The following is a 26,814-nucleotide window of genomic DNA, read 5'->3' as shown; positions in this document are numbered from 1 at the left end:
AATTACTTGAGAATTATTCTCAATAAAGTTCTAAGAGGACAGGCAGTGCGAAAACAGGTGAAAACGGGGGCGCCGCGCAGGAACGCGGCGCGGGCGCAGCATTGGCCGCTGTGGCTGGCGGTGGCGGTGGCGGTGGCGCCAGCGCAGGCGCAGGAGGCCGCGTCGCTGCCGGCGGTGACGGTCAGCGGCGAGGGCGTGGCGCAGGACACGGCGACCCTCGGCAAGCTGCCGCTGACGCTGCGCGAGATTCCGCAGTCGGTGACGGTGATCGGGCAGGAGCGGATGCGCGAGCAGAACCTGCAAAGCCTGGACGAGGTGATGCAGCACGCCACCGGCATCACGGTGCAGCCCTATCAGCTGCTGACCACCGCGTACTACGCGCGCGGCTTCAAGGTGGATTCGTTCGAGCAGGACGGCGTGCCGGTGCTGATGGGCAACATGGCGGCATCGCCTCAGGACATGGCGGTGTACGAACGCGTGGAGATCCTGCGCGGCGCCAACGGCCTGATGCATGGCGCAGGCAATCCCGCCGCCACGGTGAACCTGGTGCGCAAGCGGCCGCAACGCGAGTTCTCGTTCAGCGGTTCCCTCAGCGCGGGAAGCTGGGACCGCTACCGCGCGGAGGCCGACCTGGGCGGCCCGTTGAACGATAGCGGCAGCGTGCGCGGCCGCATCGTCGGCGCCATGGAGGACCGCGGCTATTTCTATGACGTCGCGGATCAGCAGTCGGCCCTGCTCTACGCCATAGGCGAGGTGGACCTGGGGCCGGACACGGTGCTGTCCGCCGGCCTGCAGACCCAACGCATCCGCTCTACCACCAACATGGCCGGCGTGCCGCGCTACAAGGACGGCGGCGATATCGGCCTGAAGCGTTCGACCTACCTGGACGTGGCCTGGGACCGCTTCAACTGGGATACGACGCGCGTGTTCGCGGACCTGGAGCATCGCTTCGGCCAAGGCTGGAGCGCCAAGATCAGCGCCAATTACCTGACTGCGGACAGCAACCTGAAGTACGCAGGCGCCTATGGCGCGATAGACCGCCAGACCGGGCTGGGTTCCTCCTTGATGGGCGCGGCCTACAAGTTCGACAACACGCAGGCCAGCGTGGACGCCTATGTCGGCGGCCCGGTGCAACTGTTCGGCCGGCGCCATGAACTATTGCTGGGCGGCAATGCCCAGCGCACTACGTCCGAGCAATACAGCGCGGACCTGACGCCCTATCCGAACGTGCCGGTCAACGTCTTCGACTGGGATCCGCACAGCGTGCCCGAGCCTGGCGTGGGGCCATACACCTCGCCCGGCGAAACGCGGCTCAAGCAGCAGGGCGTTTACGGCATGGGCCGCTTTTCGCTGGCCGATCCGGTGACGTTGGTGCTGGGCGGACGCATGAGCTGGTGGAACCAGAGCGCGCCTCGCGCGCGCCAGCGCATTGATCCGGAGTTCACGCCGTATGGCGGATTGATCGTGGACCTCGACCGTCAGTGGTCGCTATATGGCAGCTATGCGCAGGTCTTCCAGCCGCAGGGCGAGCTGACGCGCGACGGCAAGCCGCTGGATCCCATTACCGGCACCAACTACGAGGCCGGCGTCAAAGGCGAGCTGGCGGAGGGCGCCTTGAACGTGTCGCTGGCCGTGTTTCAGATCCAGCAGAAGAACCGCGCGCAGGAGGACCCCGCCTGGCCGTGCGTGGGCCGCAACTGCTACTACATCTCGGGCGGGGAAGTGCGCAGCCGCGGCGTCGAGGCCGAAGCCTCCGGCAGCATTACGCCCTATTGGACAGTGGCCGCGGGCTACACCTTCAACACCAGCAAGTACCTGACGGATTCGGAATCCGGCGGACAGCCGTTCGCGCGCTTCACGCCCAAGCACATCTTCCGCGTATGGACCAACTATGCCTTGCCCGGCCTGGAGCGGCGGCTGAGCGTGGGCGGCGGGCTGCAAGTGCAGTCGGGCTACTCCACCGTGTCCGGCCCCGTCACGCTGCGCCAGGGCGGCTATGCGCTGGTGGACCTGCGCATGGCGTACCGGGTGGACAAGCACGTGACCGCGGCGCTCAACGTCAACAACCTGTTCGACCGCGGCTATTACCAGAGCCTGTCGGGCACGGCCTGGAACAACCGCTACGGCGAGCCCCGCAACGTCATGCTGACCCTGCGCGCCGAATACTGATGACCCGCGGCGGGCGCCGTCCGCGCGCGCCCGCCGACAACCAGAAGGAGAGATCGATGAGTGCACCCGATACCGGACCGGTGTTCGACTGGCTGGACCACTTCGTGGCGCTGGGGCGCGAGGGCGCCATGCGCGATGTGGGCCGTTTGCGCCGGCTCGCGCCGCAGGACGAATGGCTGGTCGGCATCAAGGCCGTGGCCAGCGACGCCGACGTGCATGGCGATGTGTGGGAGCGCCACCCGGCGGGCGATGAAATGCTCTGCGTGTTGGAAGGGCGCGTGGTGGTCACACTGATGGCGGAAGACGGCGCCCAGACCGACATGCTGCTGGATACCCGGCGCAGCGCCATCGTGCCGCGCGGCGTGTGGCACCGCCTGCACGTCGCCTGTCCCGGCAAGATCCTGTTCGTGACGCCGGGGCAGGGCAGCGAACACCGCCGCGCGGATGCCGCCGCAATCCCACAGCCCCTCGTCGAAGGAAATCTGAAGTGAACCGTATTGCAAACGCACGCATGTTCGTGATGATAGGCGCCTTGTATTTTTCCCAAGGCATACCGCTGGGCGTGGCCATGGAGGCTTTGCCCACGCTGCTGCGCCGCGACGGCGCGGACCTGCACGCGCTGGCCTGGCTGCCGCTGGTCGGCCTGCCGTGGGTGCTGAAGTTTCTGTGGGCGCCCGTGGTCGACAACCGCTGGACCCGCGCCCTGGGCCGGCGGCGCAGCTGGATCCTGCCGATGCAGGCCGTGGTCCTGGCCTGCCTGCTGGCGCTGTCTTGGCTGGGCATCGATGCCGCGGCGGCGGCCTGGGTGGTCGCCCTGATGGCGCTGGCGTCGTTGGCCAGCGCGACGCAGGACATCGCCACCGACGGCCTGACGGCGGAGCGCTTCCAGGGGCAGGATCTGGCGCGCGCCAATGCCGTGCAGGTGGGCGGCACCATGGTGGGCTTCTTCTTCGGCGGGCCGGGTTGCCTGATGCTGGCGGGCCATATCGGACAGACCGGCGCGCTGCTGACCTTGGCGGCCGTGGTGGCGTTCAGCCTGTTGCTGGCGGCCGCCTGGCGTGAAACCGAACTGGCCATGTCCGCGGCCAGGCGGCGCGCCACGCTGGGCGCCTTCGTGCGCCGCCCCGGCGCCTGGGCTCTGGCCGCAGCCGCGTTCCTGTCGGCCATGACGGCGGTGGCGGGCTATGGCCTGTCCAAGTTGTTCCTGGTGGATGCGGGCTGGGCGGTCGAGGCCGTGGGGCGCGTCGGCATGGCGGGCGGCGTGGTGACGGTGCTGCTGGGCTGCGGCGGCGGCGCCTGGCTGATCGGCCGGCTGGGCGCGCGCGCGGTGCTGGCGCTGGGCCTGGCCGCCTCGGGCGCGGCTGCGCTGGCCTGGATGGCGCAGGCCCAGGGCTGGATGCCGGCGCAGACGGGCACGGCCCTGGGCGCGCAGGCGCTGGGGGCGTTCGGCGCGGGCGCCGCGTCCGTGGCCCTGATGACGCTGGCCATGCGCTTTGCCAGCCGCGGCGAGCAGGCCGGCACCGACATGACCGCGGTGCAAAGCGCGCGCGACCTGGGCGAGATCCTGACCTCGTCCCTCATGACCGGGCTGGCGGCCCAGGTCGGCTACGTCTGGGGCTTTGCCAGCGGCCTGCTGGTGGCGGCCGCGACGCTGGCGTTCACGGCCAGGGCGCTGGCGCGCACGGGCTGATATGGCGATTCTGGCGGTTGCGGCTACACTTGTGCGCCGTTTTGCTTTCAGCACCAGAATTCCCCATGATTTCCACCGCATGCGGCGTCGACTTCGGCACGTCCAATTCCACCGTCGGCTGGAGCCGCCCCGATCAGCGCGCGCTCCTCGCCCTGGAAGACGGCAAGACCACCTTGCCCTCTGCCATTTTCTTCCATGACGAAGACGCCGAAGTCAGCTATGGCCGCGCCGCCATCTCCGACTATCTCGCGGGCTACGACGGGCGCCTGATGCGCTCGATGAAGAGCCTGCTGGGCAGCTCGCTGATTGACGGTTCGACGGAAGTGCAGGGCCGTTCGATTCCGTTCCGCGTCCTGCTCACGCGCTTCATCGCCGAACTCAAGCGCCGCGCCGAAACGGCGGCGGGGCGCGGCTTCACGCGCGCGGTGCTGGGCCGGCCGGTGTTCTTCGTGGACGACAATCCGGCCGCCGACCAGACCGCCCAGGACACGCTGGGCGAGATCGCGCGCAGCGTCGGCTTCACCGATATCGAATTCCAGTTCGAGCCGCTGGCCGCCGCATTCGACTACGAATCGCAGATCGACCGCGAAGAGCTGGTGCTGGTCATCGACATCGGCGGCGGTACCTCCGACTTTTCGCTGATCCGCCTGGGGCCCGGCCGCGCCAACAAGGCCGACCGCCGCGAGGACATCCTGGCCTACGGCGGCGTGCACATCGGCGGGGTGGACTTCGACAAGCAGCTCAGCCTGGCGCACGTGATGCCCATGCTGGGGCTGGGCAGCCAGCTGCGCAGCGGCAAGGACGTGCCGTCCACGCAATACGGCAACCTGGCCTGCTGGCACACCATCAACCAGGCCTATACCCGCAAGGCCGCCGAACACTTCGCCTACATCCGCGCCGAGGCCGGCGACCGCGAGAAGATCGATCTGCTGCTGAACCTGGTCAAACAGCGCGCCGGCCACTGGGTGGCGGTGCAGGTCGAAGAGGCCAAGATCGCGCTGTCGGAGACGCCCGCCGCGCGCATCGACCTGTCGCGCATCGCGCCGGAGCTGGGCGTGGACGTGACGCGCCCCTCGTTCGATGCCTGCGTGGGCCGCCTGATCGAAAAGGTCGAGACCACGGTGGGCGCGCTGTTGCGCGACGCCGGCGTATCGACCGCGGATGTGGACACGGTGTTCTTCACCGGCGGTTCCAGCCGCGTGCCGCGTCTGCGCGAATCCGTCTCGGCCCTGGTGCCGGGCGCGCGCAGCGTCGAAGGCGATCTGTTCGGCAGCATCGGCGCCGGCCTGGCGCTGGACGCCCGCCGCAAGTTCGGCTGAGCCGCTCAGGCGGCCAGCATCGAGGGTACGCGCGCCGCCAGCGCGTCGATGGCGGCGCGCGTCTTGGACGGCAGATAGCGCGCTTGCGGCCAGACGGCGTGCACCTCTTGCGCGGCCAGGCGATCGCCGTGCATCAGCACGTCCAGTTCGCCGGTGCGCACATAGTGCGTCAGCATCCAGCAGGGCAGCCAGGCGAGTCCTGCGCCAGCGATGGCGGCATCCGCAATGGCTTGCAGGTCGTCCACGCGCAGGCTGGGGCGCGGGCGCAGCTCCAGCTCCTGGCCGTCCGGCCCATTCAGCGCCCAGGCCTTGTCCACGCCGTTGCGCGTGTAGACGATGGCGGCATGCTGCCGCAGCTCGTCCACGGTGGTTGGACGGCCATGCGCCTGGATGTAGGCGGGCGCGGCCCCTATGCCCATGGTCTGCATGCCCAGCCTGCGCGCGGCCAGGCTGGCGCTATCGGGCAGTTCGCCCACGCGGATGCCCAGATCGTAGCCTTCCTCGATCAGATCGACGACTCTGTCGTTGAATGAAATCTCGACCTGCAGCTGCGGATGCGCAAGCGCCAGTTCGCGCAGCACGGGTGCGACGCAATGCCGGCCGAACACCAGCGGCGCGCTGACCCGCAGACGCCCCTGGGGCTCGCGGCGGCCGCTGTCCAGCTCGGCCTCGGCGGTTTGCAGTTCGGCCAGCGCGCGCACGCAACGGTCGTAGTAGGCCTGGCCATCATCGGTCAGGCTTTGCTGGCGGGTGGTGCGGTGGAACAGCCTGGCGCCCAGCCGCGCCTCCAGCCGCGCGATGGACTTGCCCACCGCGGAGCGCGTGAGGTTCAGGCGTTCCGCCGCCAGCGCGAAGCTGCCGGCTTCCACGGCCTGCACGAAGACTTCGATGCCGCTCAGGCGGTCATACGTGATCGCGGTCGCCATCATGGACTCCCTGTTTGTTATTGGTTCCTATGGCGATCCGATGAAATGAAAAATATTCGCCACTAGGGAAATTGATTCCCATATATCTTATCGGTACTTGGCCGCCACGGGTAGCCGCTTCAAGGCAAGAAAGCCCCGAGGGGCTGCAAGCCGAAGGCGCAGCGGGACGGCCATTCTTGAATCGATACAGGAGAAACAACATGCAGGCATACACCGTCACCAGCGGCAAGGACATCGCTTCGCTGGAGCGCGTTACGCGCCAGCCGCGCAGCCTGGGTCCCTTGGAGCTGCGAGTGCGCATCAAGGCCGTGTCGCTGAACTATCGCGACCTGATGGTGGCGCGCGGCAATTATCTGAAGGCTGCGGGCGAGCCGGTCATTCCCGCCTCGGATGCTGCCGGCGAGGTGATCGAGGTAGGGACGGGCGTGACCCGCTTCAAGGTCGGCGACCGCGTCATGGGCGCGTTCATGCCGGATTGGATCGACGGCGAGCCCACTCCCGCCACGGTGGCGCTGGCGCCCGGCGCCGCCACCGACGGCCTGCTGTCCACCGAGAGCATTTTTGCCGAGCATGCCCTGGTCGCCATCCCGGCCTCCTTGAGCGACGAGCAGGCCTCGACCCTGCCTTGCGCCGCCGTCACGGCATGGAACGCGCTGTTCGTCGCTGGACGCGCCAAGGCGGGCCAGACGGCGCTGTTCCTGGGCACCGGGGGCGTTTCCATCTGGGGCCTGCAACTGGCCAAGGCGGCCGGCATGCGCGCCATCATCACCTCGTCCAGCGCCGACAAGCTGGCCCGCGCGCGCGAACTGGGCGCGGACCTGACGATCAACTACCGCGAAACGCCGCAATGGCAGGACGAAGTGCTGCGCCTGACCGGCGGCGAGGGCGCGCACGTGGTGGTGGAAGTGGGCGGCGAAGGCACGCTCGAACGTTCCGTGGCGGCTGCGCGCATGGGCGGCACCATTGCGGTCATAGGCGGCGTCAGCGGCTTCGCAGCCGTGCCGGTTGCGCCCCTGGCCCTGATCGCGGGCGTCAAGCGGCTGGAAGGCATCTTCGTCGGCAGCCGCAAGATGCTCGAGGACGTGGCGCGTTTCGTCGACGTGTCGCGCATCGCGCCCGTCATCGACCGCGTCTACCCCTTTGCCGAAGCACGCGAGGCGTTCGAGCACCTGGCGTCGGGCCGGCACTTCGGGAAGCTCGTCATCCGGGTCGCGGAGTAGGCGTCATCGGGGGAGGCGGGCAGCGATGGTAAGCTCGGGCTGCCCGCGCGGACTGGCCATCATCCGTGCGTCCCTTGAGGTATCCGACCCGCCATGACCCGCAAGCCCGACTCCCATCTCGAAGAAAAACTCGTCGCCAGCGAGGCGCCATACAACGGCGCCTTCCTGAAGATCCGCCGCGACACGGTCAGCCTGCCCAACGGCAACACGGCCACGCGCGAGTACGTGGTGCATCCGGGCGCGGTGGTGGTGATCCCCCTGCTGGACGATGGCCGGGTCCTGCTGGAGCGGCAGTTCCGCTATCCCATCGGACGCGTGATGACCGAGTTCCCGGCCGGAAAGCTGGATCCGGGCGAGGATCCGCTGGCCTGCGGCAAGCGCGAGCTGCTGGAGGAAACCGGCTATGCCGCGGATCAGTGGGCGCATGCGGGGGCGCTGCACCTGGCCATCGCCTATTCCACCGAGATCATCCACATCTACTTCGCCCGCGGCCTGCGCGCCGGGCCGCGCCAACTGGACCAGGACGAATTCCTGGATGTGATCAGCGCGGACCCCGCCGAACTGATCGCCGCCTGCGCCAAGGGCGAGGTCACCGACGCCAAGACGCTGACCTGCGTGCTGTGGATGCAGAACGTGCTGTCCGGCGCCTGGCAGCTGGACTGGCAGGACAACGCGGGCTGAGGCCCGCGCGGGATCTGTCCAGCCATGTCCGCTTTTCCCGTTCTGGTGCTGCCAGCCGGCCTGCGCTTCGACGCGCCGGCCGATACCTCCGTGTTGCTGGCGGCGCAGGCGGCCGGCATCAAGCTGCCCAGCTCGTGCCGCAACGGCACTTGCCGCGCCTGCATGTGCCTGTTGCTGGAAGGCGAAATCTCGTACCGCATCGAGTGGCCGGGGCTGTCGCGCGACGAAAAGGAAGAGGGCTGGATCCTGCCCTGCGTGGCGCGGGCGGAATCGGCCCTGGAAATCCAGGCGCCGCTGGCCGCGCCGATCGAGGCCGCGCCTCAGGCACAGCCGCGCCCGCTCACCGGGGCGCGGCGCTAGCGCCTGCAATCAGCGCCGCGGCGGCCGTGGCGAGGCCCATTCCCAGCGCCATGCCGGCAGCCATGCCGCCGAACGGCGCGGCGCCCGCGGCCAGCGCCGCCGCCATGCCCCATTGAGCCCCCGCCAGCATGCCCAGTCCCATCGCCAGCGCGCAGGCCAGCCGCGCGGCCATGCGGGGCGCGCCCGGCAGCGGCAATAGCGCGGCAATCAGCATGGCTGCGCTGCTGGCGGGCATCAGGGCCGCATGGCGCCACGCTTGTTCCAGCAGCCCGCCGGACGCTCCGCACAGGCTGGCCAGCAGCGCCGCCGGCGTGCGCAGCGTGTCCGCCCACAACCCCGCGGCCATGGCCGCGGTGCAGGCCAGCCACAGGAAGGCCGCGTCGGAGGCCATGCTGACGGCGCGGCCGGGCTTGCGCCTAGCCGCAGGCGTGGCAGGCGTGCGCCCGGGCGTCGTCGTAGCGGTCATGGTGGCGTACCCAGTCGCCCAGGTTGAAGTGCGGGCCGTTCTCGTTGCGGCCCAGGGGCGCCAATTCCAGGTAGTTGTAGGCTCCGGCCAGCCTTTCCACGCCGCGCGAGAAGCTTGAATAGGTGTGGAAGATTTCGCCGTCCGGGTCGCGGAAGAAAGCGCTGGCGCCGGAGTTTTCCTCCATGCTGCCGTCGGCCTTGGGTACGGAAGCCTGCAGGTCGAAATTGAAGTCGCTGCCCTCGGACGAGTACCAGGGAAACTGCCAGCCCATGCGTCGCTTGAATGCCTCCAGCTTGGCGTAGGGGGCTCGCGACACGGCGACCACCGTCACGTCATGCTGGCGCAGGTGCATGATCGCGCTGTCCATGTGGTCGGCCAGGAACGAGCAGCCCACGCAGCCTTCCTCCCAGTCCGGGCCGAACATGAAGTGGTAGACGATAAGCTGGCTCCTGCCCTGGAACAGTCCGGCCAGATCCACGGAGCCGGCGGCGCCCTGGAAGCGGTAGGGCTTGTCCACCTTGACCCAGGGCAGGGCCATGCGCTCGCGGGCCAGGGCGTCCTGGGCCCGCGTCAGTTCTTTTTCGCGCCGCAACAGCGCCTCGCGCGCGATGTCCCATTGCGCTCGGGATACGACGGGGTGATCGGTCTGCATCGTGTGTCTCCTTGGATCGGGCCGGCAGGCCCGGATAGGGCGAACGGCAGGGATTCAGGCCGGCTTCGCCAGATGGGCCGCCAGCCGCTCCAGCGCGCCCAGCCAGCCATGCTGGTGGCTGTCGCGGGTGGCCTGGTCGACGAACGGGGTTTGCAGGAAGGCGAGTTCGGTGCCGCCGCCGGCAGGGGTGAATTCCAACGTGATCAGCGAGACTTCAGCGGGCGTGTCGCGCCAGGCCCAGGTGAACACCAGCCGGCGCTGCGGCTCGACTTCGCGGTAGTGGCCGCTGGCGTGGTGCTCCAGCCCGTCCTCGGTGGCGAAGCCCACCTGGTAGGCCCCGCCCACGCGCACGTCGGTTTCCGCCCGCAGCACCTTGCGGGTTTCGGCGGGACCGAACCAGCGCATCAGCGCTTGCGGGTCCGTCCAGGCGCGCCAGACGCGTTCGATGGGGGCGTCGAAGCGGCGTTTGAGCCGGAGTTCGATGGGAGCTGCTTCGTGTCGGGTGCTTCGTTTTTCCATGGGTGGACCTCTTCCTCGTGGTACAGGTACCGCGCCAGCGAATCCAACTGCCCGTTCCAGAACTTCTCGTAGCGGGCCAGCCAGTCGGATGCCGCCCGCATGGGTTCGGGCGATAGCGTGCAGTTCACGACCCGGCCGTCCTTGGCGCGGGCGATCAGGCCGGCGTCTTCCAGCACGCGCAGATGCTTCATGAAAGCGGGCAGGGACATGGCGTGCGGCCGGGCCAGCTCGCTGACCGAGGCCGCGCCTTGTTCCAGGTCGGCCAGCACCCGGCGCCGCGTGCCGTCGGCCAGCGCCGAAAAGATGCTGTCCAGCGTATCGTCTTTAAACTTAACCATAGGGTTAAGTATTAAGCCGAAGCCGCAGGACTGTCAAGCAACAAAGTTGGCGCGAAAGGAATCAGGCGTGCTGGTGCATGGCCGACTGGTGCTTGGTGTCGCGCATGGTGGCGTACACCAGCAGCGAAAGGAAGATGATGCCGGCGAGGTAGTAGTAGAACCACTCCTCATGCCCCTGCTGTTTGAAGAACAGGGCGATGGCCGGCGCCGTGCCGCCGAAGATCGACACCGTTACGGCGTAGGGCACGGCCACGCCGGTGGCGCGGATGTTGGTGGGGAAGAGCTCCGCCTTCACTACCGCGTTGATGGAGGTATAGCCGGCCGTGAACACCCAGGCGCCGCAGATCAGCAGGAAGGCCATGAAGGGCGAACGCGTATGCGACAGCGTCATCAGGATGGGCACCGTGAGCGCCGCGCCTGCCACGCCGAAGAACACCAGCAACGGCTTGCGCCCGATCTTGTCGGACAGCGCGCCATAGACCGGCTGCAGGATCAGCGCGAAGATCAGCGACCCGGCGATGATGTAGGTCGTGACGATGTCGGAGAAGCCCGAGGTCTGCCGCACGAAGGTCTGCATGTAGGTGGTGAAGGTATAGAACGCCGCCGTGCCGCCCGCGGTCAGGCCCACCACGATCGCGACTTCGCGCGGATACTTCAGCAGGCCGCGCAGCGAACTGGTCTGCGGCTTGGGCGCCTTCTGGGCTTCCTTGTAGGAGTCCGTCTCGGGCATGTCGCGCCGCATCAGGGCAGTGATGATGGCCAGCATGGCGCCGATCACGAAGGGGATGCGCCAGCCCCATGCCACCAGCTGCTCGTGGGTCAGGAACACGTTCTGCAACAGCAGCAGCACCAGGATGGCGCAGAGCTGGCCGCCGATCAGCGTGACGTACTGGAAGCTGGAATAGAAGCCGCGATGCTCGGGGTCCGCGATCTCGGTCAGGTAGGTGGCGCTGGCGCCATACTCGCCGCCCAGGCTCAGGCCTTCGACCACGCGCGCCAGGGCCAGCAGCGCGGGCGCGGCCAGGCCGATGGTGGCGTAGGTGGGCGTGACCGCGATGATCAGCGAGCCCACGCACATCATCCCCACCGACACCATCAGCGACAGGCGCCGTCCATGGCGGTCGGCCAGATGGCCGAACAGCCAGCCGCCCAGCGGGCGCACGATGAAGCCGGCCGCGAACAGCGTGGCCGCGTTCAGTTGCTGGACCACCGGGTCGTGCGACGGGAAGAAGGCGGGGGCGAAGTACAGCGCGAAAGCGGTATAGGCGTAGAAGTCATACCACTCCACCAGATTGCCCATGGAGCCGATGAAAATCGCCTTGATGCGGCGCTTGGCGTCGGGGATGTCGAGATGCGCTTGTGTCATATCCATCCTTCGGGTGCGTTTGTCGGGGGACGCCGGACACGCGATCGCGGGCGGGCCGCGAATGGAACATGCATTGCGTTATGTTGCGCCTGTGCGCGCGGAAATGCACGCGTATCAATAGCGCTTCTTGTTCAGCTTTTTGTCAGGCCGGGCCGCGCCGGCTCACTTGCCGCGCGGCTTGATGACTTCGCAAGGCGCGGCGCCGTCGGCCGCCTTGGCCTCGTCGCCCAGCAGCGCCTGCGCGCCGCAGACCGAACCGAACATGCCCTTGCTGTTGTGGCCGATGCCGGCCACTTCGAAGGCGCGCCGGTGCAGCGCGACGGGTTTGGCGCCGCGGGCGGCCAGCACGTATTCGTATTGCGCGTAGCCCGTGCCGCGGGCCAGCCGGGTCGCGCCCTGGGCTTCCGCGCCGCAGGTCTTGTCCAGCAGGCGGTCTTCGGGATTGTTGTCGGCGCCGCCCAGCAGATAGGTGACGTCGCGCGCCGCGTAGCGCACGAAGAGCTTGGATTCGTCGGTCTCGCGCGAGTACGCAGGCAGCTTGTCCGGGCCGTACTTGTACTGGTTGTAGGTGGGGCAGATGCCGCGCTCGTAGGGCGCGTAGCCCTTGCCGTCGGCGCGCGGGCGCTCGTTGCTCAGGTACAGGTAGGACGAGGGATTGGCGACCACGTAGCGCAGCGCCAGCCCGTCGCGCCGCAGCGTGCCGTCGATATTGTTCAGCACCGCGTAGCGCTGCACCAATTGCCCGCCGGCCGAGTGGCCAGCCAGCACGATGCCGGCCAGCGAGGCCAGGCGCTTGCGGTCATCCAGGCTGCGCAGCAGGTCGTCGAGCACCTGGAACGAGCTGACGGGCGCGGGGCGTCCCGCGGCCTGCACGCTGTCTTCCCCTTCTTCCCAGCTGGCCTTGCGCCAGGCCGCCATGCCGCCGAAACCCGAATCGATCGAACCCGAGAAGCGTGGCGCCAGGATCAGGGTGTCGCGCGCCCGTTCCGGGTTGTGCGCCAGCAGCGCGGCGACCGATTCGTAATAGCGGTCGGCATCGCGCTTGACGCCGTGGATCACGACCACGACCTGCTTGATGTTGCGCAGGTCGTCCTTGGCCAGGTCGCGGTTGGCGTAGACCGGCATCTTGTAGCGGTGGCCGGGCTTGCCCAGTTCCACGGACTGCCAGCGCAAGGGCGCCGCGCGCTTGGGCGCGGGTGCGGTCTCGCTGTAGTCGTAAGGGTCGGGCAGGGGCGTCTGGGCGCGCGCGGCCAGCGGCGCGAGCGCCGCCAGGGCGAATAACGCAGCCAGGCCGCACATGCGGTCCGGCCGCGCTTGAAGCAAGGGGAGGATGAGGGCGCGGCGCATGGCGCGGCGGAGATTCAGCAGCTCTCTTGGCCCAGCAACTGCTTGAGCGCGGGCAGGTCCAGGATGCGGACCTCGCGCTGGTTGATCTTGATGAGGCCGTCGCGCGCAAAGCGCGAGAACAGCCGGCTGACCGTTTCCAGGGTCAGGCCGAGATAGTTGCCGATTTCCTCGCGGCTCATGCGCAGCACGAATTCGGTGGAGGAATAGCCCAGCGACGCGTAGCGCTGCGACAGATTCAGCAGGAACGCGGCCAGGCGCTGCTCGGAGCGCATGGAGCCCAGCGATGCCAGCATCTGGTGCGAGCGGTTGATCTCGCGGCTCATCAGGCGGCGGAATTGCTGCTGCAACGAGGGCAGGTGGGCCGCGACCCGGTCGATATCGGCCAGGCGGATGACGCAGACCTCGGAATCTTCCAGCGCCACGGCGGTCGAGACGTGCTTGCCGTCCAGCATGCCGTCCATGCCGACGATTTCGCCGGGCAGATGAAAGCCGGTGACCTGGATCTGGCCGGTCGCGTCTTCCAACTGCGTCTTGAGGCTGCCGAAGCGCACGCTGTAGACCGCGTCGAGCGGGTGGTTCAGCGAATAGAGCGGCTTGCCTTTTTCAAGGCGCACGCGTTCCCTGACCAGTTCGTCCAGCTTTTCCACTTCGGCGGCTGCCATGCCCACGGGCACGCACACATGCCCCAGCATGCATGTGGAGCAATGGGCGGCATCAGGGGCAACGGGGACCCGTTTTTGCATACGATGACCTCTATAGTGCCCATTGCGCGGACGGTTGCCGGAATGGGTATAAAGCTTAAGACAAGCTGTATTGTAGTCCGTTGTTACTACGGGCGTCTTACGGGTCGTCCGAGAGAGGGCGGGCAAGGCGGTACGCGACCCAGTCGTCGGAGGCAATATCGACCGCCGCGCCGCGCAGGGCGGGGTCTATCGGGTAGTACTGGCAGCGCAGTTCCGACGCTTGCGCGGGCGGTTCCAGGCGCGCCACGACCTCGCGCCGCACGAAGCAGCAGGGCTTGCCGGGCTCGTACTCTTCGATTTCGTCCATCAGCGCCACCAGGGCCGGTTCCACCTGGAAAACATCGCCGCGCACGCGCCGGCCGTCGTCCGCCGGGATCAGGCCGGGCCAGTCGCCGAAATCCACCAGCCGGCCCGGCACGCTGGCCGGACCGACATGGCGGGCCGCGGGCAGGCCGCGCCGGGCGGCGGCTTGAGCCAGATCATTGATTTCGCCCGCGCGTAGGGTGCCGTAGACAAAAACGTATATGCTCATAAGTCAGGTTGTTGCTGCACGTCGAAAAAACCATGGCGCGGGCAGGGTGTTGAAATTCTCGCATCCGGCCGCATATTCAGGATATCGAGCCAGCCGGCACGTATCGGTCAGGCTCCCCAACAAGCCAAACGACCATTATGCGATTCGACAAACTGACTACCAAGTTCCAGCAAGCCCTGGCCGACGCTCAAAGTCTGGCCGCCCGCAACGACCATCCCTACATCGAGCCCATCCACGTGCTCTCCGCCTTGCTGTCGGATTCCGACAGCGGCGCGGGCAGCCTGCTGGCGCGCGCCGGCGTGGCCGTCAACCGGGTGCAGTCGGCCATCGACAGCGCCCTGAAGTCCCTGCCGCAGGTGCAGGGCGACGACAACGTCCAGGTCGGCCGCGATCTGCAGGCGGTGCTGACCCGCACCGACAAGGAGGCCGCGCGCCGTGGCGACACCTATATTGCCAGTGAATTGTTCCTGCTGGCGCTGGCGGACGACAAGGGCGACGCCGGCCGCATCCTGCGCGACGCGGGTCTGCAGAAAAAGGCCCTGGAGGCCGCGATCGACGCCGTGCGCGGCGGCGAGAACGTCTCCGGCGCGGAAGGCGAATCCAACCGCGAAGCCCTGTCCAAGTACACCATGGACCTGACCGAGCGCGCCCGCCAGGGCAAGCTCGACCCGGTGATCGGGCGCGACGACGAAATCCGCCGCACCATCCAGATCCTGCAGCGCCGCACCAAGAACAACCCCGTGCTGATCGGCGAACCCGGCGTCGGCAAGACCGCCATCGTCGAAGGCCTGGCGCAGCGCATCGTCAACGACGAAGTGCCCGAAACCCTGCGCGGCAAGCGCGTGCTGTCGCTGGACCTGGCCGCGCTGCTGGCCGGCGCCAAGTTCCGCGGCGAATTCGAAGAACGCCTGAAGGCCGTGCTGAAGGAGCTGTCGCTGGACGACGGCAGCAACATCGTCTTCATCGACGAACTCCACACCATGGTGGGCGCGGGCAAGGCCGAAGGCGCGATGGACGCGGGCAACATGCTCAAGCCCGCGCTGGCGCGCGGCGAGCTGCACTGCATCGGCGCCACCACGCTGGACGAATACCGCAAGTACATCGAGAAGGACGCGGCGCTGGAGCGGCGCTTCCAGAAGGTGCTGGTCGACGAACCCGACGTGGAATCCACCATCGCCATCCTGCGCGGTCTGCAGGAACGCTATGAAATCCACCACGGCGTCGAGATCACCGACCCGGCCATCGTGGCCGCGGCCGAACTCTCGCACCGCTACATCACCGACCGCTTCCTGCCCGACAAGGCCATCGACCTGATCGACGAGGCCGGCGCGCGCATCCGCATGGAAATCGATTCCAAGCCGGAAGTGATGGACAAGCTCGACCGCCGCATCATCCAGCTCAAGATCGAACGCGAAGCCGTCAAGAAGGAATCCGACGACGCTTCCAAGCGCCGCCTGGGCGTGATCGAGGACGAACTCGAAAAGCTGCAACGCGAGTACAACGACTTCGAGGAAATCTGGAAGGCCGAGAAAGCCGCGGTGCAAGGCACGCAGGCCATCAAGGAAGAAATCGACAGCGTGCGCGCCGAAATGGCGGAACTGCAGCGCAAGGGCCAGTTCGACAAACTGGCCGAGCTGCAGTACGGCAAGCTGCCTGACCTGGAAGCGCGCCTGAAGGCGGCCGAAGTGGGCGCCGCGGAAGCGGCCGAGGAAGCCGAGGGCGGCGAAGGGCGTCCGCGCCTGTTGCGCACCCGCGTCGGCGCCGAGGAAATCGCCGAGGTCGTGTCGCGCGCCACCGGCATTCCGGTGTCCAAGATGATGCAGGGCGAACGCGAGAAGCTGCTGCACATGGAGGAATACCTGCACAAGCGCGTGGTGGGCCAGGACGAGGCCGTGCGCCTGGTGTCCGATGCCATCCGGCGTTCGCGCGCCGGGCTGGCGGACCCGTCGCGCCCCTATGGCTCCTTCCTGTTCCTGGGCCCCACGGGCGTGGGCAAGACCGAGCTGACGCGCGCGCTGGCCGAGTTCCTGTTCGATTCCGAAGAGCACATGATCCGCATCGACATGAGCGAATTCATGGAGAAGCATTCGGTGGCCCGCCTGATCGGCGCGCCGCCGGGATACGTGGGCTACGAAGAAGGCGGCTACCTGACCGAGGCCGTGCGCCGCAAGCCGTACAGCGTGGTGTTGCTGGATGAAGTCGAAAAGGCCCATCCGGACGTCTTCAACGTGCTGCTGCAGGTGCTGGACGACGGCCGCCTGACCGATGGCCAGGGCCGTACGGTGGACTTCCGCAACACGGTGATCGTGATGACGTCCAACCTGGGTTCGCACCATATCCAGAGCCTGGCCGGCAAGCCGTACGAAGTGGTCAAGGAAGTGGTGTGGGACGAGCTCAAGCAGACCCTGCGCCCCGAGTTCCTGAACCGCATCGACGAAGTCGTCGTGTTCCATGGCCTGGAAGCGCAGCACATCGAGTCCATCGCCCGCATCCAGCTGCGCCGCCTGGGCGAGCGCCTGGAAAAGCAGGAGATGCGTCTCGAAGTGAGCGAACCCGCGTTGGCGGAACTGGCCCGCTCCGGCTTCGATCCGGTGTTCGGCGCGCGCCCCTTGAAGCGCGCGATCCAGCAGCAGATCGAGAACCCGGTGGCGCGCCTGATCCTGGAAGGCCGCTTCGGCCCGCGCGACGTGGTGCCGGTGGACTGGCAGGACGGGCAGTTCGTCTTTACGCGGACCCTGCAGTAAACGGACCCGGCGCGGCGAGATCCAAGCCGCGCATGAAAACAACCCCCGGAAGCTGGACTGACATCCAGTTTCCGGGGGTTTTTACGTGGGCCTTCAGGTCGCGTCGGCGTAGTCCTTGCGCTGCGCCGCCATCTGACGGCCCAGCGTTTGCAGCGCCCGCAGCACCACGGCCATGCCGCGGCGGGTGTCCTCATCGCGCATCAGGCCGATGAGGCCTGTCAGGCTCGGAGGACGCGCCTCCTGCAATGTGCGCGCGTGGGCATCGCGCAGCGTGTTGGCGGCGGTCCAGGCCGCGCTGCTGGCCTGTTCCGACAGCAGCGCCAGCTTTTCCACCATGGACTGGTCCAGCAGGTCCACCAGGTCGGACGCCAGCGACAGCAGGTCGGCGATGTTGTCCAGCCGTCCCGCTTCGGCCAGCAGGCCCAGCCTGTCGGCCAGGGCGCGCGCGCCCGGGCCGCCGCCCAGGAACGGAGCGGCCGCGTCGGCGGCCTGCGTGGCGCTTGCTTCGTGCGGCGCGTTCATAGCATTCCCCTTGCGACGGCCCAGTACAGGCCGCGGTTGAACCCGTGGCGCAGCAGGCCGCCGAGCTTGGTGGGCGGCGTGGGCAGCACGTCATGGGTGTAGTCGTACCAGAGCGGCATGCCGGCGTTCAGCCCCATCTGGGCCACCGCCTGCACCCGGCCGTCATAGGCGCTGCACGGACGGCCCAGCCGTATCTCGCCGGCGATGTTGTTGGCGATGACTGGCGCCTGGTTATGGCAGGAGCCGCCCGCCTTGCTGACCGGCAGGTCGACGGTGTCGCCGATGACGTAGACGTTCTGCAGCCCGTAGACCTGCAGCGTCTCGTGGTCGGTCGGCAGCCAGCCTTCGTTGTTCTCGGCTTGCGACACGCCGGACTCCAGCACCACGTCCACCGCGCGGATCGGCGGCGTGGCCATGAGGATGTCGAAGGGTTGCTCGCCGCCTTCCTCCGAGTAGGCGATGCGCCGGTCGGGATCGACCCGCGACAAGGTGAAGCCGCGTTGAAACTGGATGCCCTTCTGCTCGAAGATGGCGGGCAGCACTTCGCAGGTCGGCCGTTGCAGGAACAGGCAGTTGCGCAGCAGCTGCGAGGTAGTCGGGTAGGTGTAGATGATCTCCACCTTGTCGCGCACGCCGCGCCGCCGCAGGTAGTCGTCCAGCATCAGCGTGGTTTCGATCGGCGCGATGCCGCACTGGTGCGGGACGTTGGGCGTCTTGGGGAAGGTGACGCTGATGAACACCCGCCCGCGCTCGATGCGCGACAGGCGGTCGGCCAGCTGCCTGGCGGGCGCGTACTGGTAGAAGTGGTCTCCGGCTTCCTTCAGGCCTTCGATGCGCTCGGGCGAGGGCACGCAGCCGGTGGCGATGACCAGGTAGTCATAGCCGTAACGCTTGCCGCTCTGCGTGGCGACTTCCTGGCGGTCGAAGTGGAACCGCGTGACCTTGTCGACGCGGAACTCGATTTCGGGGCGCAGCAGGGAACGTTCCGGCCGTTTCAATTCCTCTTGGAAGAAGAGGTTGAAGGCCACGTACATGAATGCCGGTTTGTAGTAGTGATCCGGCGTGTCCGAGAGCAGCGTGATGGAGACTTCACCGCGGCTGATTTCGGGGTAGAGCTTTCCGGCGAGCTGATTGGCGAGCATGGTGCCGCCTACGCCGCCGCCTACGACAACAATACGCTTGTTCATAAACCACCTCTTGTGGAGAGATCCTGAGGGCAAGTGCAGTGCGTCTGTGTGTGTAACAACTGTTGTCGGCGGCGTCAACCTTTCAATCAATATCCCATTGCCGCGTGGGCTTGGGGTTCGGGCCGGTTACTGGCTCGAATCGGCCGCGTAGACGCGTCCCGCGTCCACGCGCAGCGGCTGCGGATCCAGCGCCGCGCCCTGGCAAGGGCCTTCGATGCAGAGCCCGTCCTCGAAGCGGAACAGGGCCGAGTGATGCGCGCACATCAGCACCTGAGCGTCATAGGTGAGGACGGCGCCATGTGCCGCGTCCAACGTGACCGAGAAGTGCGGACAGCGGTTCAAGTAAGCCCATACCGCCTGGCCGCGGCGCAGCAGGATCACCGGCCGCGCGCCGATTGCCGCCGTCAGGGATCCCCCATCCGGTATGTCCTCGATCCGGCACAGCGCCGCTCCGGCGGCTGCTTCAGGCGCGGGGCAGCACGAAGTCATAGCGTCCCTCGTGGAAGTCCGACTCGAAGCCATAGCGCTTGCCGATCGCCGAATCGGCGGCCTGCCGGCTGTATTGCAGCACCAGCGACGGCTTCACGCCGAACACCGCGTCCGACGCGAGATAGGGATCGCCGGCATTGAACAGGTGGGTGACCAGCCGCTGGTGCCCCGGCGCGTCGATCATGAAATGCAGGTGCGCGGGCCGGAAGATGTGCCGGCCGGTCGCCGCCATCATGCGGCCGACCGGACCGTCGCCCGGGATCGGATAGGACACTGGCAGGATGCTGCGGATCGCGAAACTGCCGTCCTCGCCGCTGCGGTAGCGGCCGCGCAGATTGCCGTGCGGCTGGTTCAGGTCCTGGCCCGAGTACATGCCGTTGGCGGCCGTCTGCCACACGTCGAGAACCGCGCCGGCCAGCGGCCGGCCCTCGGTGTCGCGCACGGTCCCGTGCACCAGCGCGGGTTCGCCCGGCGTTTGCGCCATGTCCTCGCCCGCCGCGCGCTCGGGCATGCCGGCCATGTAGAAGGGGCCGAACACCGTGCTCTCGGTGGCCTGGCCCGGCTTGCGGTGGTTGATCGCGTCCACCAGCATCGACACGCCCAGCGTGTCGGACAGCAGGATGAACTCCTGCCGCACCGCGCCGTCACAGATCTGGCCGGTCTCGGTCAGGAACCGGATCGCCGCCATCCATTCGGCCTCGGTGGGCTCGACGTCGGCAACGAAGGCGTGCAGATGCCGCACCAGGGATTGCATCAGCTGGCGCAGCCTGGGATCCGGGGTTTGGGCAAAGGCGGCGGCGACCGTGTCGGTCAAGGCGGTTTCGGCGTTCGGCATGGCAGGGTTCATGGCGGCTCCTCAGCGCTTGTAGTGCGGCGGCACGGCGGCGTCCACATTGACCCACACGGACCTGGCCTCAGTGTAGTCATGCATGGCTTCGAAGCCCATTTCGCGTCCATAGCCGGACTGGCCCACGCCGCCGAACGGACTGCCGGGATTGACCCGCTTGTAGCAATTGATCCAGCACATGCCGGCATGGATGGCGCCCGCCAGCTTGTGGGCGCGCGCCAGGTCGCGCGTCCACAAGCCGCTGCCCAGGCCGTAGTCGGTGGCGTTGGCGATGGAGAGCGCCTCCTCGTCGCTGCCAAAGCGCAGCACCGTGACGAAAGGGCCGAAGACTTCTTCCTGCGCGACGCGGTCCTGCGGCCGGGCCTCGACGATGGTGGGCGCGACGTAGTAGCCGCGGGCCAGCTCGCCGCCGGGCGCCTTGCCGCCAGCCAGCAGGCGCGCGCCCTGTTCGGCGGCGATGCCCACGTAGGACAGGACCTTGTCGCGATGCTGCGCCGAGGTCAACGGCCCCATTTCGGTGTCGGGCGAACGCGGGTCGCCCAGCCGGATGGAGTTCGCCAGCGTCGTGAAGCGCTCCAGAAAGGCATCGGCGATCTTCTCATGCAGCATCAGGCGCGAGCCCGCGATGCAGGCCTGGCCCTGGTTGTGGAAGATGGCCCAGGCCGCGCCATTGACGGCGGCGTCGAGGTTGGCGTCATCGAATACGATGTTGGCGCCCTTGCCGCCGAGTTCCAGCTGTACGCGCTTGAGGTTGCCCTGGGACGCTTGCACGATGCGGCGGCCGGTGGCAGTCGACCCCGTGAAGGCGATCTTGCCCACGCCGGGATGCTCGGCCAGGCGTTGGCCAGCGGTGTGGCCGTAGCCGGGGACCATATTGACCACGCCTTCCGGAAAGCCCGCCTGGGCCATCAGTTCGGCGATGCGCAGGGTCGACAGCGGGGTGAGTTCGGACGGCTTGAGCACCACCGTATTGCCAGCGGCCAGCGCCGGGCCCAGCTTCCAGCTGGTGAACATCAGCGGGAAGTTCCACGGCACGATCTGCCCGACCACGCCGATGGGGGCGCGCTGCACGTAGTTGAGAAAGCCCGCTTCCACCGGGATGACGCTGCCCTGCAGCTTGTCGGCCATGCCGCCGAAGTAACGGAAGCAGCCGGCGGTGCGCGGCACGTCCAGGCCGCGCGTGTCGCGTATCGGATGGCCGGTGTCCAGCGTTTCCAGCTGCGCCAGTTCTTCCGCGTTGGCTTCGATCAGGTCGGCCAGCTTGAGCAGCAGGCGTCCGCGTTCGGCCGCCGCCATGCGCGACCAGGCGGGAAAGGCGCGTTGCGCGGCCGCTACGGCGCGGTCCACGTCTTCGGCTTCGGCGGCGGCGATGGCGGTGATGAGGGTCGCGTCGTGCGGGTTGAGCACGTCGATGGTGCCGCCTGCGGCCGCGTCCACGAAGCGGCCGTCGATAAAGAGTTTGTTCTGCATGGCTCTGGATACGTGTTGAGTGGGAAGGGAGGGTCAGAACTCGACGGGGTAGGGCGCGAGTTCGCCGCTTTCGTAGCGCTGGGGCAGGTCGGGGGTGGCGTTCTCCCAGACCAGCAGCATCGAGCGCTTGGTCGAATAGCCCTGATGGCGGATATCGGCGGGCATGGCGCAGATGTCGCCGGCGCGCATGGTGATGCGGGCGCGCGGCGCGCCGGTGTCCTTGTCGCCGATGTCCCAGACGATCTCGTCGGACAATTGCAGAAACCATTCGACGCGGTCGTTGCCATGGAACACCGGCAGGATGAATTCCTCGGTGGTGGGGCAGAACAGGCTGGCGCCGCAGACGGAAGTGACGGAGGGATTCCAGGTGACGTCGGAGCGCGACAGGTACTTGAACAGGCTGAACGCATGCAGCGCGCCTTCGTAGCCGGGTTCGGCCTGGATCTGCGGCTCATCCTGGGTTACGTCGGCGAAGGCCCGGTTGACGGGCAGGTCGTCGCGCAGCGGCGAGTCTTCCGGCAGGCCTGGCATGCGGCGGGTAGCGATGCGCGACCGCTCGATGGCGGCGATGTTGTCGCCGTGCTTGCGGCCGAAGGCGGAGCCGGTTTCCTCGGGCGCGGCGAACGGGTCGAAGCCTTCGTTGGTCCAGTCGTGCAGCATGGCCTTGAAGGTGGCCATGATGAGCGGCGTTTCGAAAGTCTCCGTGTAGTCCACGCCCGCGGCCTTCATGACGCCGTTGAACGAGCCGGCGTAGACGTCCACCTTGCCGTAGTGGTTGCGCGTGCCGAACACGTGGTCGAAGTTGACCCAGCCGTAGAAGAAGCCCCAGGCCACGTCGCGCATCAATGCGCGCAGGAACGCATCGGCCGCGATCGCGTGGGTGCGTGTCTGGCCCTTGGAAGGCCAGTGCACCTTGACGAAGTACTCGTCGCGGGTGAAGGTGAACGCGCCGAGATCGAAACGCTTGTAGCCGGTGGCGGCGTCGGCGGAGCTGGCCGCGACTTTGCCGGCGGCAAAGGAAGCGGCGGGAGCGGGGGTGTCCAGCATGGCCATATCGGTACTCCTGAAAGGGGATGAGGGGGTAGCGGCTTACTGCAGGCAGATGTCCGCCCACTTCTCGACGGACAATTCGCCGGCGCGGGTCTGGACCAGCAGCACGCCCGGATACGGCGCGGTAAAGCGGTAGGCGCAGCCGGCGGGCAAGAGGCATTGGTGTCCGCGGCCCAGCAGCACGCGGCCCATGGCCTTGCCGGCGGGCGCCGCGCCCGCCAGCACCGTGCCGTCCGCGGCTGCGGGGGGCTGGTCCAGCGCCAGGAACTCGACCTCGACCTGGCCGTCCATCAGGATCGCGAACTCGTCGTGGCTGCAGGCGTACCAGGGCGACACGCCTTCGGCGCGCAGCGTTTCGATGACGTATTCCAGGTTCTTGCCGACGACGACCTTTTCGTAGGGCGCCGAGTTCGCGGCCACCTCGAAGATGTTGGAAAAGACGTAGTGGCGCGGCGAGCCTTGCGTGATCTCGATGGAGCCCTTGCGGTAGTCCTTCAGCGAGCCGAAGACGGTGGTCGGTGTTGCGGTGTTCATGGAGCCTCCTGTGTCGGGTACTGCTGGCCGCGCGGCGGGGTGGCGCGGACGTGGGGAGCGGGGTGGGCGTGTCAGTCCACCTTGAGATTGATCTTGCGGATGACGCCGGTCCATTTGGCGGCGTCGTCGCGCAAGCGCTGCGCCGTGGCGTCGGGCGATTCTGGCTGCGGATCGAGGTCGTTGCCCTGCAGCTTCTGCTTCACTTCCGGAAGCGCCAGGGCGCGCGCCACCTCGGTATTCATGCGTTGCACGATGGCGGCCGGCGTGCCTTTGGGCGCGAACAGCATTTCGCGGAAGGTGGCGTCGTAGCCGGCCACGCCGGCCTGCTGCATGGTCGGCACGTCCGGCGCCTGGACCGAGCGCGCGCTGCCCGACACTGCCAGCCCGTGGAGCTTGCCGGCCGCGACGTAGGGCGCTACCACCGGCGAGGCCAGATAGCCGCAGGGCACCTGGCCGGCCAGCACGTCCTGCGTGGCGGGCGACGGCCCCTTGTAAGGGACGTGCAGGATGTCCAGGCCGGCGCCCGACAAATAGAGCTCCATTGCCAGATGGCCAGGCACGCCCTGGCCGCCGGAGGCATAGCTGAGGGCGCCGGGCGTCTTCTTGGCCTGCGCGTCCAGCTGCGCCAGCGTGCGCAGGCCCGAAGCGGCCGAGCACACCAGCATCTGGTTGAAGTTCGCCAGCGCGACCACCGGCGTGAGGTCGTCGGCCTTGAAATTCAGCTTGCGGTAGATGGCGGGATTGATGGTGACGACGGTGTCGGGCGCTTCGAGGAAGGTGTAGCCGTCGGCGGGAGCACGGGCCACCGCTTCGGCGCCGATGTTGCCGCCCGCGCCGGGGCGGTTCTCGATGATGACGGGCTGCTTGAGCGACTGCCCCACGGCGTCGGCCACGATGCGCGCGGCGGTGTCGCCCGGCGATCCCGCGGGGAAGGCGACCACGATGCGGATGGCGCGCGCGGGCCACTCCTCCTGCGCCTGGACGTGCGACGCCGTGCTGGCGGCCATACAGGCTGCCAGCGCAAGTAATTGCGGTTTCATGCTGTCTCCTGAGTTTATTTTTCAGGCGCCCTGGTCCGGGCGCGCTGCGCTACCACCTGCCGATATGGATGCCGACCGAGTCCTCCTTGCGTGTCCATCCCGTCATGGCGGCGTGGCTGACGGTGGGGTGGATCCTGCGGTTGCGCAGCCAGTCGAACAGCATGGCCTGGTAGCGTTCCCGCACGGACGCGTGCGCGGGATCCGCGCCCAGGTCGTCGTACTCGTCCGGGTCGGCGCGCAAATCGAACAGCTGCGGACGCAGGCCTTCGAAATGGACGTACTTCCAATCGTGGTCGCGCACCATGATGGTGTGGCAGCCGTCGGCGGGACGGTCCAGCGGTTCGCGAACGAAGTCGCGGAACGCGTAGTTGTTCTCCGAGAACACGGCGCGGCGCCAGTCGGCGGGCTGCTCGCCGCGCAGCAGCGGAAGCAGGGAGCGGCCTTCGAGAATGTGGTCGGGGATCTCGGCGCCCAGGGCGTCCAGGATGGTGGGCACCAGGTCTATGGCTTCCACCAGCCGCGATTCCACCGCGCCGCGACGCGCGCCGTCGCCGGGCAGGCGCACGATCAGCGGCACCTTGGCCACGCAATCGTGGAACAGCTCTTTCTCGCCCAGGTAGTGATCTCCCAGGTAGTCGCCATGGTCGCTGCAGAAGATGACCATGGTGTCCTGGTCGCGGCCGCTGCGCCGCAGGTAGTCGAACAGCACGCCCAACTGGTCGTCGACCTGCTTGATGAGGCCCATGTAGGTGGGTATCACGGTCTCTCGCACCTGGTCGCAGGAGAAGTTCCTGCTGACCTCGGCCTGGCGAAAGCCCTGCAATACGGGATGCGCGTTGTCCAGTTCGCGAGCGGATCTCTTCGCGGCGGGCACGTCGTCGACCGAGTACATCGCGTGATAGGGCGCCGGCGCGACATAGGGCCAATGCGGCTTGATGTAGGACAGATGCAGTACCCAGGGCTGCTCGCCGCTTTGTTCCATGAATTCGATCGCGCGCCGTGTCATGTAGGGCGTTTCGGAATCGGCTTCCGCGACGCGCGCCGGCAGGCCGGCATAGCGCATGTTCCAGCCGGAGAGGATCTCGCCGTTGGCGCCCAGCGCCGAATTGGCGTGGTCGTGCCAGGGATTGCCGCCGTCGTAGCCTTGCTTGCGCAGGTATTGCGTGTAGTGGTGCGATTCGTCGCTGAAGCCCGGCGGCCAGATGCCGTCGTCGCGGTCGTAGGGTTCGAATCCGCCTTGCGCGGCCAGCAGGCCGCTCGCGCTTGCCGGGTCTATGCCCAGGCGCCGCATGCCGGACCTGTCGGCCTCCACGTGGGTCTTGCCCGCCACCGCCACGCGCACGCCCAAGGGGCGCAGGTAGTCGCCCAGCGTCATTTCGCTGACAGGCATGGGGACGAAGTTCCACACCGCGCCGTGGCTGGTGACATAGCGGCCGGTGTAATAGGACATGCGCGACGGCCCGCATACCGGGCCCTGCACGAAGGCATTGTCGAAACGCAGACCTTCGGCGGCCAGGCGGTCGATATTGGGGGTGTGCAGGCGCGGGTGTCCATAGCAGGACAGGTAGTCCCAGCGCAGTTGGTCGCACATGATCCAGAGCACATTGCGTACAGCCTGTCCGCTCATTCCCGCCTCTCTTCCCGTTCCGCCAGCCACCACGGCTTGCGTTAGACGCCACGATATTTCGCCGGGACTGGGCGGCTCAAGCAGGTTTTGCTAGAGTTTCACTCAGTGAAATTTATGGCGATGCGGAAAGAGAGGGCGCAATGAGCCGTTGGACGCCGAAGGTGAAGACCATAGACGCGCTGGAGCGCGGCCTGATCGTGCTGGACGAGGTGCGCGCCACGCAGGGCGCCAGCCTGCAGGAACTCCACCTGCGCACCGGCTACGCCAAGGCAACGCTGCTGCGCATTCTGGCGACGCTGCAATTGCGCGGCCTGATCTGGCGCCGGATCGCGGACGACTATTTCTGCCCCGCCAGCTCGCTCAACGAGCCCAGCCGGCGCGCGCGCGTGCTGGATCTGCTGGGCCAGTGCGCGGCGCCGGAACTGGACCGCCTGCAGGCGCAGGTGCTGTGGCCGTCGGACCTGACGGTGCGCCGCGGCAATGCCATGATCGTGCGCGAAACCAACCGCAGCCAGTCGTACTTCACCATCCGCCGCGACAACATCGGCTTCCAGATCAACATGCTGCGCTCCGCGGTGGGGCGCGCCTATCTGGCGTTCTGCGCCGAGAAAGAGCGCGATTCGATCCTGGCCGCGCTGCGCCGCAGCCGGCGCGAGGGCGACGCGCTGGCCCACGATTGCGCCGCCGTGGAGAAAATGCTGGAACAGACGCGCCGCCAGGGCTATGGCCTGCGCGAACAGCGCTTTGGCGGCGACTACGACAAGACCCGCAAGGACCAGAACGACAGGCTCGAGGCCATCGCCCTGCCCATCATGGCCGGGCCGGGGCGGCTCTACGGCTGCGTCAACATCGTGTGGATCCAGGGCGTGCGCTCGACCGAGCAGATGGTGGAGCAGTGCCTGGAGCCGCTGTGCCGCACGGCGCGCGCCATCTCCGCCGGCATGAACCGGCGCGCCTGAAGCGCCGGGTAGGCGCT

Annotated in this window: 27 protein-coding genes; 9 read left to right on the top strand and 18 right to left on the bottom strand. The window is 67.7% G+C overall.

Going from position 1 to position 26,814, the window contains the following annotated elements:
• The first annotated feature begins 45 nt into the window (after positions 1–45).
• The 4 genes from NGK62_RS30010 (at position 46) to NGK62_RS29995 (ending at position 5,178) form a co-directional block, all read left to right on the top strand.
• Positions 46–2,169, top strand: coding sequence for a TonB-dependent siderophore receptor (locus NGK62_RS30010; RefSeq protein WP_251881746.1), 2,124 nt, complete (start codon positions 46–48; stop codon positions 2,167–2,169).
• A 56-nt stretch (positions 2,170–2,225) separates the two neighbouring features.
• Positions 2,226–2,660 (top strand): cupin domain-containing protein, encoded by a 435-nt coding sequence (locus NGK62_RS30005; RefSeq protein ID WP_118934325.1) that lies wholly within the window; start codon positions 2,226–2,228, stop codon positions 2,658–2,660.
• A 20-nt stretch (positions 2,661–2,680) separates the two neighbouring features.
• Positions 2,681–3,859, top strand: coding sequence for a RhtX/FptX family siderophore transporter (locus NGK62_RS30000; RefSeq protein ID WP_502803540.1), 1,179 nt, complete (start codon positions 2,681–2,683; stop codon positions 3,857–3,859).
• A 65-nt stretch (positions 3,860–3,924) separates the two neighbouring features.
• Positions 3,925–5,178 (top strand): Hsp70 family protein, encoded by a 1,254-nt coding sequence (locus NGK62_RS29995; protein WP_059379952.1) that lies wholly within the window; start codon positions 3,925–3,927, stop codon positions 5,176–5,178.
• Positions 5,179–5,183: 5 nt separating this feature from the next.
• On the opposite strand, the gene NGK62_RS29990 is transcribed toward NGK62_RS29995, so the two are convergent.
• Positions 5,184–6,104: a LysR family transcriptional regulator gene (locus NGK62_RS29990; RefSeq protein WP_118935240.1), complete on the bottom strand. Its 921-nt coding sequence runs from the start codon at positions 6,102–6,104 to the stop codon at positions 5,184–5,186.
• A gap of 200 nt (positions 6,105–6,304) precedes the next feature.
• On the opposite strand from NGK62_RS29990, the gene NGK62_RS29985 reads away from it, so the two are divergent.
• From NGK62_RS29985 to NGK62_RS29975, 3 genes are all read left to right on the top strand, one after another.
• Positions 6,305–7,324, top strand: coding sequence for a zinc-dependent alcohol dehydrogenase family protein (locus NGK62_RS29985; RefSeq protein ID WP_251881742.1), 1,020 nt, complete (start codon positions 6,305–6,307; stop codon positions 7,322–7,324).
• Positions 7,325–7,417: 93 nt separating this feature from the next.
• Positions 7,418–8,005: an NUDIX domain-containing protein gene (locus tag NGK62_RS29980; RefSeq protein WP_059379951.1), complete on the top strand. Its 588-nt coding sequence runs from the start codon at positions 7,418–7,420 to the stop codon at positions 8,003–8,005.
• A 24-nt stretch (positions 8,006–8,029) separates the two neighbouring features.
• The gene (locus tag NGK62_RS29975) at positions 8,030–8,365 is read left to right on the top strand and encodes a 2Fe-2S iron-sulfur cluster-binding protein (RefSeq protein ID WP_059379950.1); all 336 of its coding nucleotides are present in this window, start codon (positions 8,030–8,032) and stop codon (positions 8,363–8,365) included.
• Here the strand turns inward: NGK62_RS29975 and NGK62_RS29970 are convergent.
• The 8 genes from NGK62_RS29970 to NGK62_RS29935 form a co-directional block, all read right to left on the bottom strand.
• A complete protein-coding gene (locus tag NGK62_RS29970) occupies positions 8,346–8,831 on the bottom strand; it encodes a hypothetical protein (RefSeq protein WP_251881739.1) in 486 nt (161 codons plus the stop codon). The genes NGK62_RS29975 and NGK62_RS29970 overlap by 20 nt on opposite strands.
• Positions 8,782–9,483 carry a DUF899 domain-containing protein gene (locus tag NGK62_RS29965; protein WP_059379949.1) on the bottom strand — a complete coding sequence of 234 codons (702 nt, stop codon included), beginning with the start codon at positions 9,481–9,483 and terminating at the stop codon, positions 8,782–8,784. The genes NGK62_RS29970 and NGK62_RS29965 overlap by 50 nt, the downstream gene beginning before the upstream one ends.
• 54 nt (positions 9,484–9,537) lie before the next feature.
• Positions 9,538–10,002, bottom strand: coding sequence for an SRPBCC family protein (locus NGK62_RS29960; RefSeq protein WP_251881737.1), 465 nt, complete (start codon positions 10,000–10,002; stop codon positions 9,538–9,540).
• Positions 9,888–10,340 (bottom strand): ArsR/SmtB family transcription factor, encoded by a 453-nt coding sequence (locus NGK62_RS29955; RefSeq protein ID WP_251881735.1) that lies wholly within the window; start codon positions 10,338–10,340, stop codon positions 9,888–9,890. The genes NGK62_RS29960 and NGK62_RS29955 overlap by 115 nt, the downstream gene beginning before the upstream one ends.
• 61 nt (positions 10,341–10,401) lie before the next feature.
• Positions 10,402–11,706 (bottom strand): MFS transporter, encoded by a 1,305-nt coding sequence (locus NGK62_RS29950; RefSeq protein ID WP_059379946.1) that lies wholly within the window; start codon positions 11,704–11,706, stop codon positions 10,402–10,404.
• Positions 11,707–11,868: 162 nt separating this feature from the next.
• Positions 11,869–13,053, bottom strand: a complete 1,185-nt coding sequence (locus NGK62_RS29945) for a hypothetical protein (protein ID WP_251881733.1) — start codon at positions 13,051–13,053, stop codon at positions 11,869–11,871.
• Between the two features lie 14 nt (positions 13,054–13,067).
• On the bottom strand, positions 13,068–13,796 hold the full coding sequence (locus NGK62_RS29940; protein ID WP_013394848.1) for a helix-turn-helix domain-containing protein: 729 nt from the start codon (positions 13,794–13,796) through the stop codon (positions 13,068–13,070).
• Between the two features lie 97 nt (positions 13,797–13,893).
• Positions 13,894–14,328 carry a gamma-glutamylcyclotransferase family protein gene (locus NGK62_RS29935; RefSeq protein WP_059379945.1) on the bottom strand — a complete coding sequence of 145 codons (435 nt, stop codon included), beginning with the start codon at positions 14,326–14,328 and terminating at the stop codon, positions 13,894–13,896.
• Positions 14,329–14,465: 137 nt separating this feature from the next.
• On the opposite strand from NGK62_RS29935, the gene clpB reads away from it, so the two are divergent.
• Positions 14,466–17,072: an ATP-dependent chaperone ClpB gene (clpB, locus tag NGK62_RS29930; protein WP_054452508.1), complete on the top strand. Its 2,607-nt coding sequence runs from the start codon at positions 14,466–14,468 to the stop codon at positions 17,070–17,072.
• 93 nt (positions 17,073–17,165) lie between these two features.
• Here the strand turns inward: clpB and NGK62_RS29925 are convergent, their stop codons facing one another.
• The 9 genes from NGK62_RS29925 to NGK62_RS29885 all read right to left on the bottom strand — a co-directional run bounded on the left by NGK62_RS29925 (position 17,166) and on the right by NGK62_RS29885 (position 25,838).
• Positions 17,166–17,594, bottom strand: coding sequence for a DUF1641 domain-containing protein (locus NGK62_RS29925; RefSeq protein WP_059379944.1), 429 nt, complete (start codon positions 17,592–17,594; stop codon positions 17,166–17,168).
• The gene (locus NGK62_RS29920) at positions 17,591–18,781 is read right to left on the bottom strand and encodes an NAD(P)/FAD-dependent oxidoreductase (RefSeq protein WP_118934294.1); all 1,191 of its coding nucleotides are present in this window, start codon (positions 18,779–18,781) and stop codon (positions 17,591–17,593) included. Before NGK62_RS29920 ends, NGK62_RS29925 begins: the two co-directional genes overlap by 4 nt.
• 126 nt (positions 18,782–18,907) lie before the next feature.
• Entirely contained in the window at positions 18,908–19,270 is a 363-nt protein-coding gene (locus NGK62_RS29915) for a Rieske (2Fe-2S) protein (RefSeq protein WP_118934296.1), read from the bottom strand.
• A complete protein-coding gene (locus tag NGK62_RS29910) occupies positions 19,245–20,117 on the bottom strand; it encodes an intradiol ring-cleavage dioxygenase (RefSeq protein ID WP_251881731.1) in 873 nt (290 codons plus the stop codon). Before NGK62_RS29910 ends, NGK62_RS29915 begins: the two co-directional genes overlap by 26 nt.
• Before the next feature lie 9 nt (positions 20,118–20,126).
• A complete protein-coding gene (locus tag NGK62_RS29905; protein ID WP_059379940.1) occupies positions 20,127–21,587 on the bottom strand; it encodes an aldehyde dehydrogenase family protein in 1,461 nt (486 codons plus the stop codon).
• A gap of 33 nt (positions 21,588–21,620) precedes the next feature.
• On the bottom strand, positions 21,621–22,640 hold the full coding sequence (locus tag NGK62_RS29900; protein WP_059379939.1) for a hypothetical protein: 1,020 nt from the start codon (positions 22,638–22,640) through the stop codon (positions 21,621–21,623).
• Positions 22,641–22,676: 36 nt separating this feature from the next.
• Positions 22,677–23,171, bottom strand: coding sequence for a cupin domain-containing protein (locus tag NGK62_RS29895; protein ID WP_059379938.1), 495 nt, complete (start codon positions 23,169–23,171; stop codon positions 22,677–22,679).
• A 71-nt stretch (positions 23,172–23,242) separates the two neighbouring features.
• The gene (locus tag NGK62_RS29890) at positions 23,243–24,211 is read right to left on the bottom strand and encodes a Bug family tripartite tricarboxylate transporter substrate binding protein (protein WP_251881729.1); all 969 of its coding nucleotides are present in this window, start codon (positions 24,209–24,211) and stop codon (positions 23,243–23,245) included.
• Between the two features lie 49 nt (positions 24,212–24,260).
• The gene (locus tag NGK62_RS29885) at positions 24,261–25,838 is read right to left on the bottom strand and encodes an alkaline phosphatase family protein (RefSeq protein ID WP_251881727.1); all 1,578 of its coding nucleotides are present in this window, start codon (positions 25,836–25,838) and stop codon (positions 24,261–24,263) included.
• A 140-nt stretch (positions 25,839–25,978) separates the two neighbouring features.
• On the opposite strand from NGK62_RS29885, the gene NGK62_RS29880 reads away from it, so the two are divergent.
• Positions 25,979–26,797 carry an IclR family transcriptional regulator domain-containing protein gene (locus NGK62_RS29880; protein ID WP_118934303.1) on the top strand — a complete coding sequence of 273 codons (819 nt, stop codon included), beginning with the start codon at positions 25,979–25,981 and terminating at the stop codon, positions 26,795–26,797.
• Positions 26,798–26,814 lie beyond the last annotated feature (17 nt).

Origin of the sequence: Achromobacter sp. Marseille-Q4954, assembly GCF_943737025.1 — a bacterium.
In the GTDB taxonomy this organism is placed as follows: domain Bacteria; phylum Pseudomonadota; class Gammaproteobacteria; order Burkholderiales; family Burkholderiaceae_B; genus Achromobacter; species Achromobacter bronchisepticus_A.
This window is presented reverse-complemented; position numbering and strand designations above follow the sequence as displayed.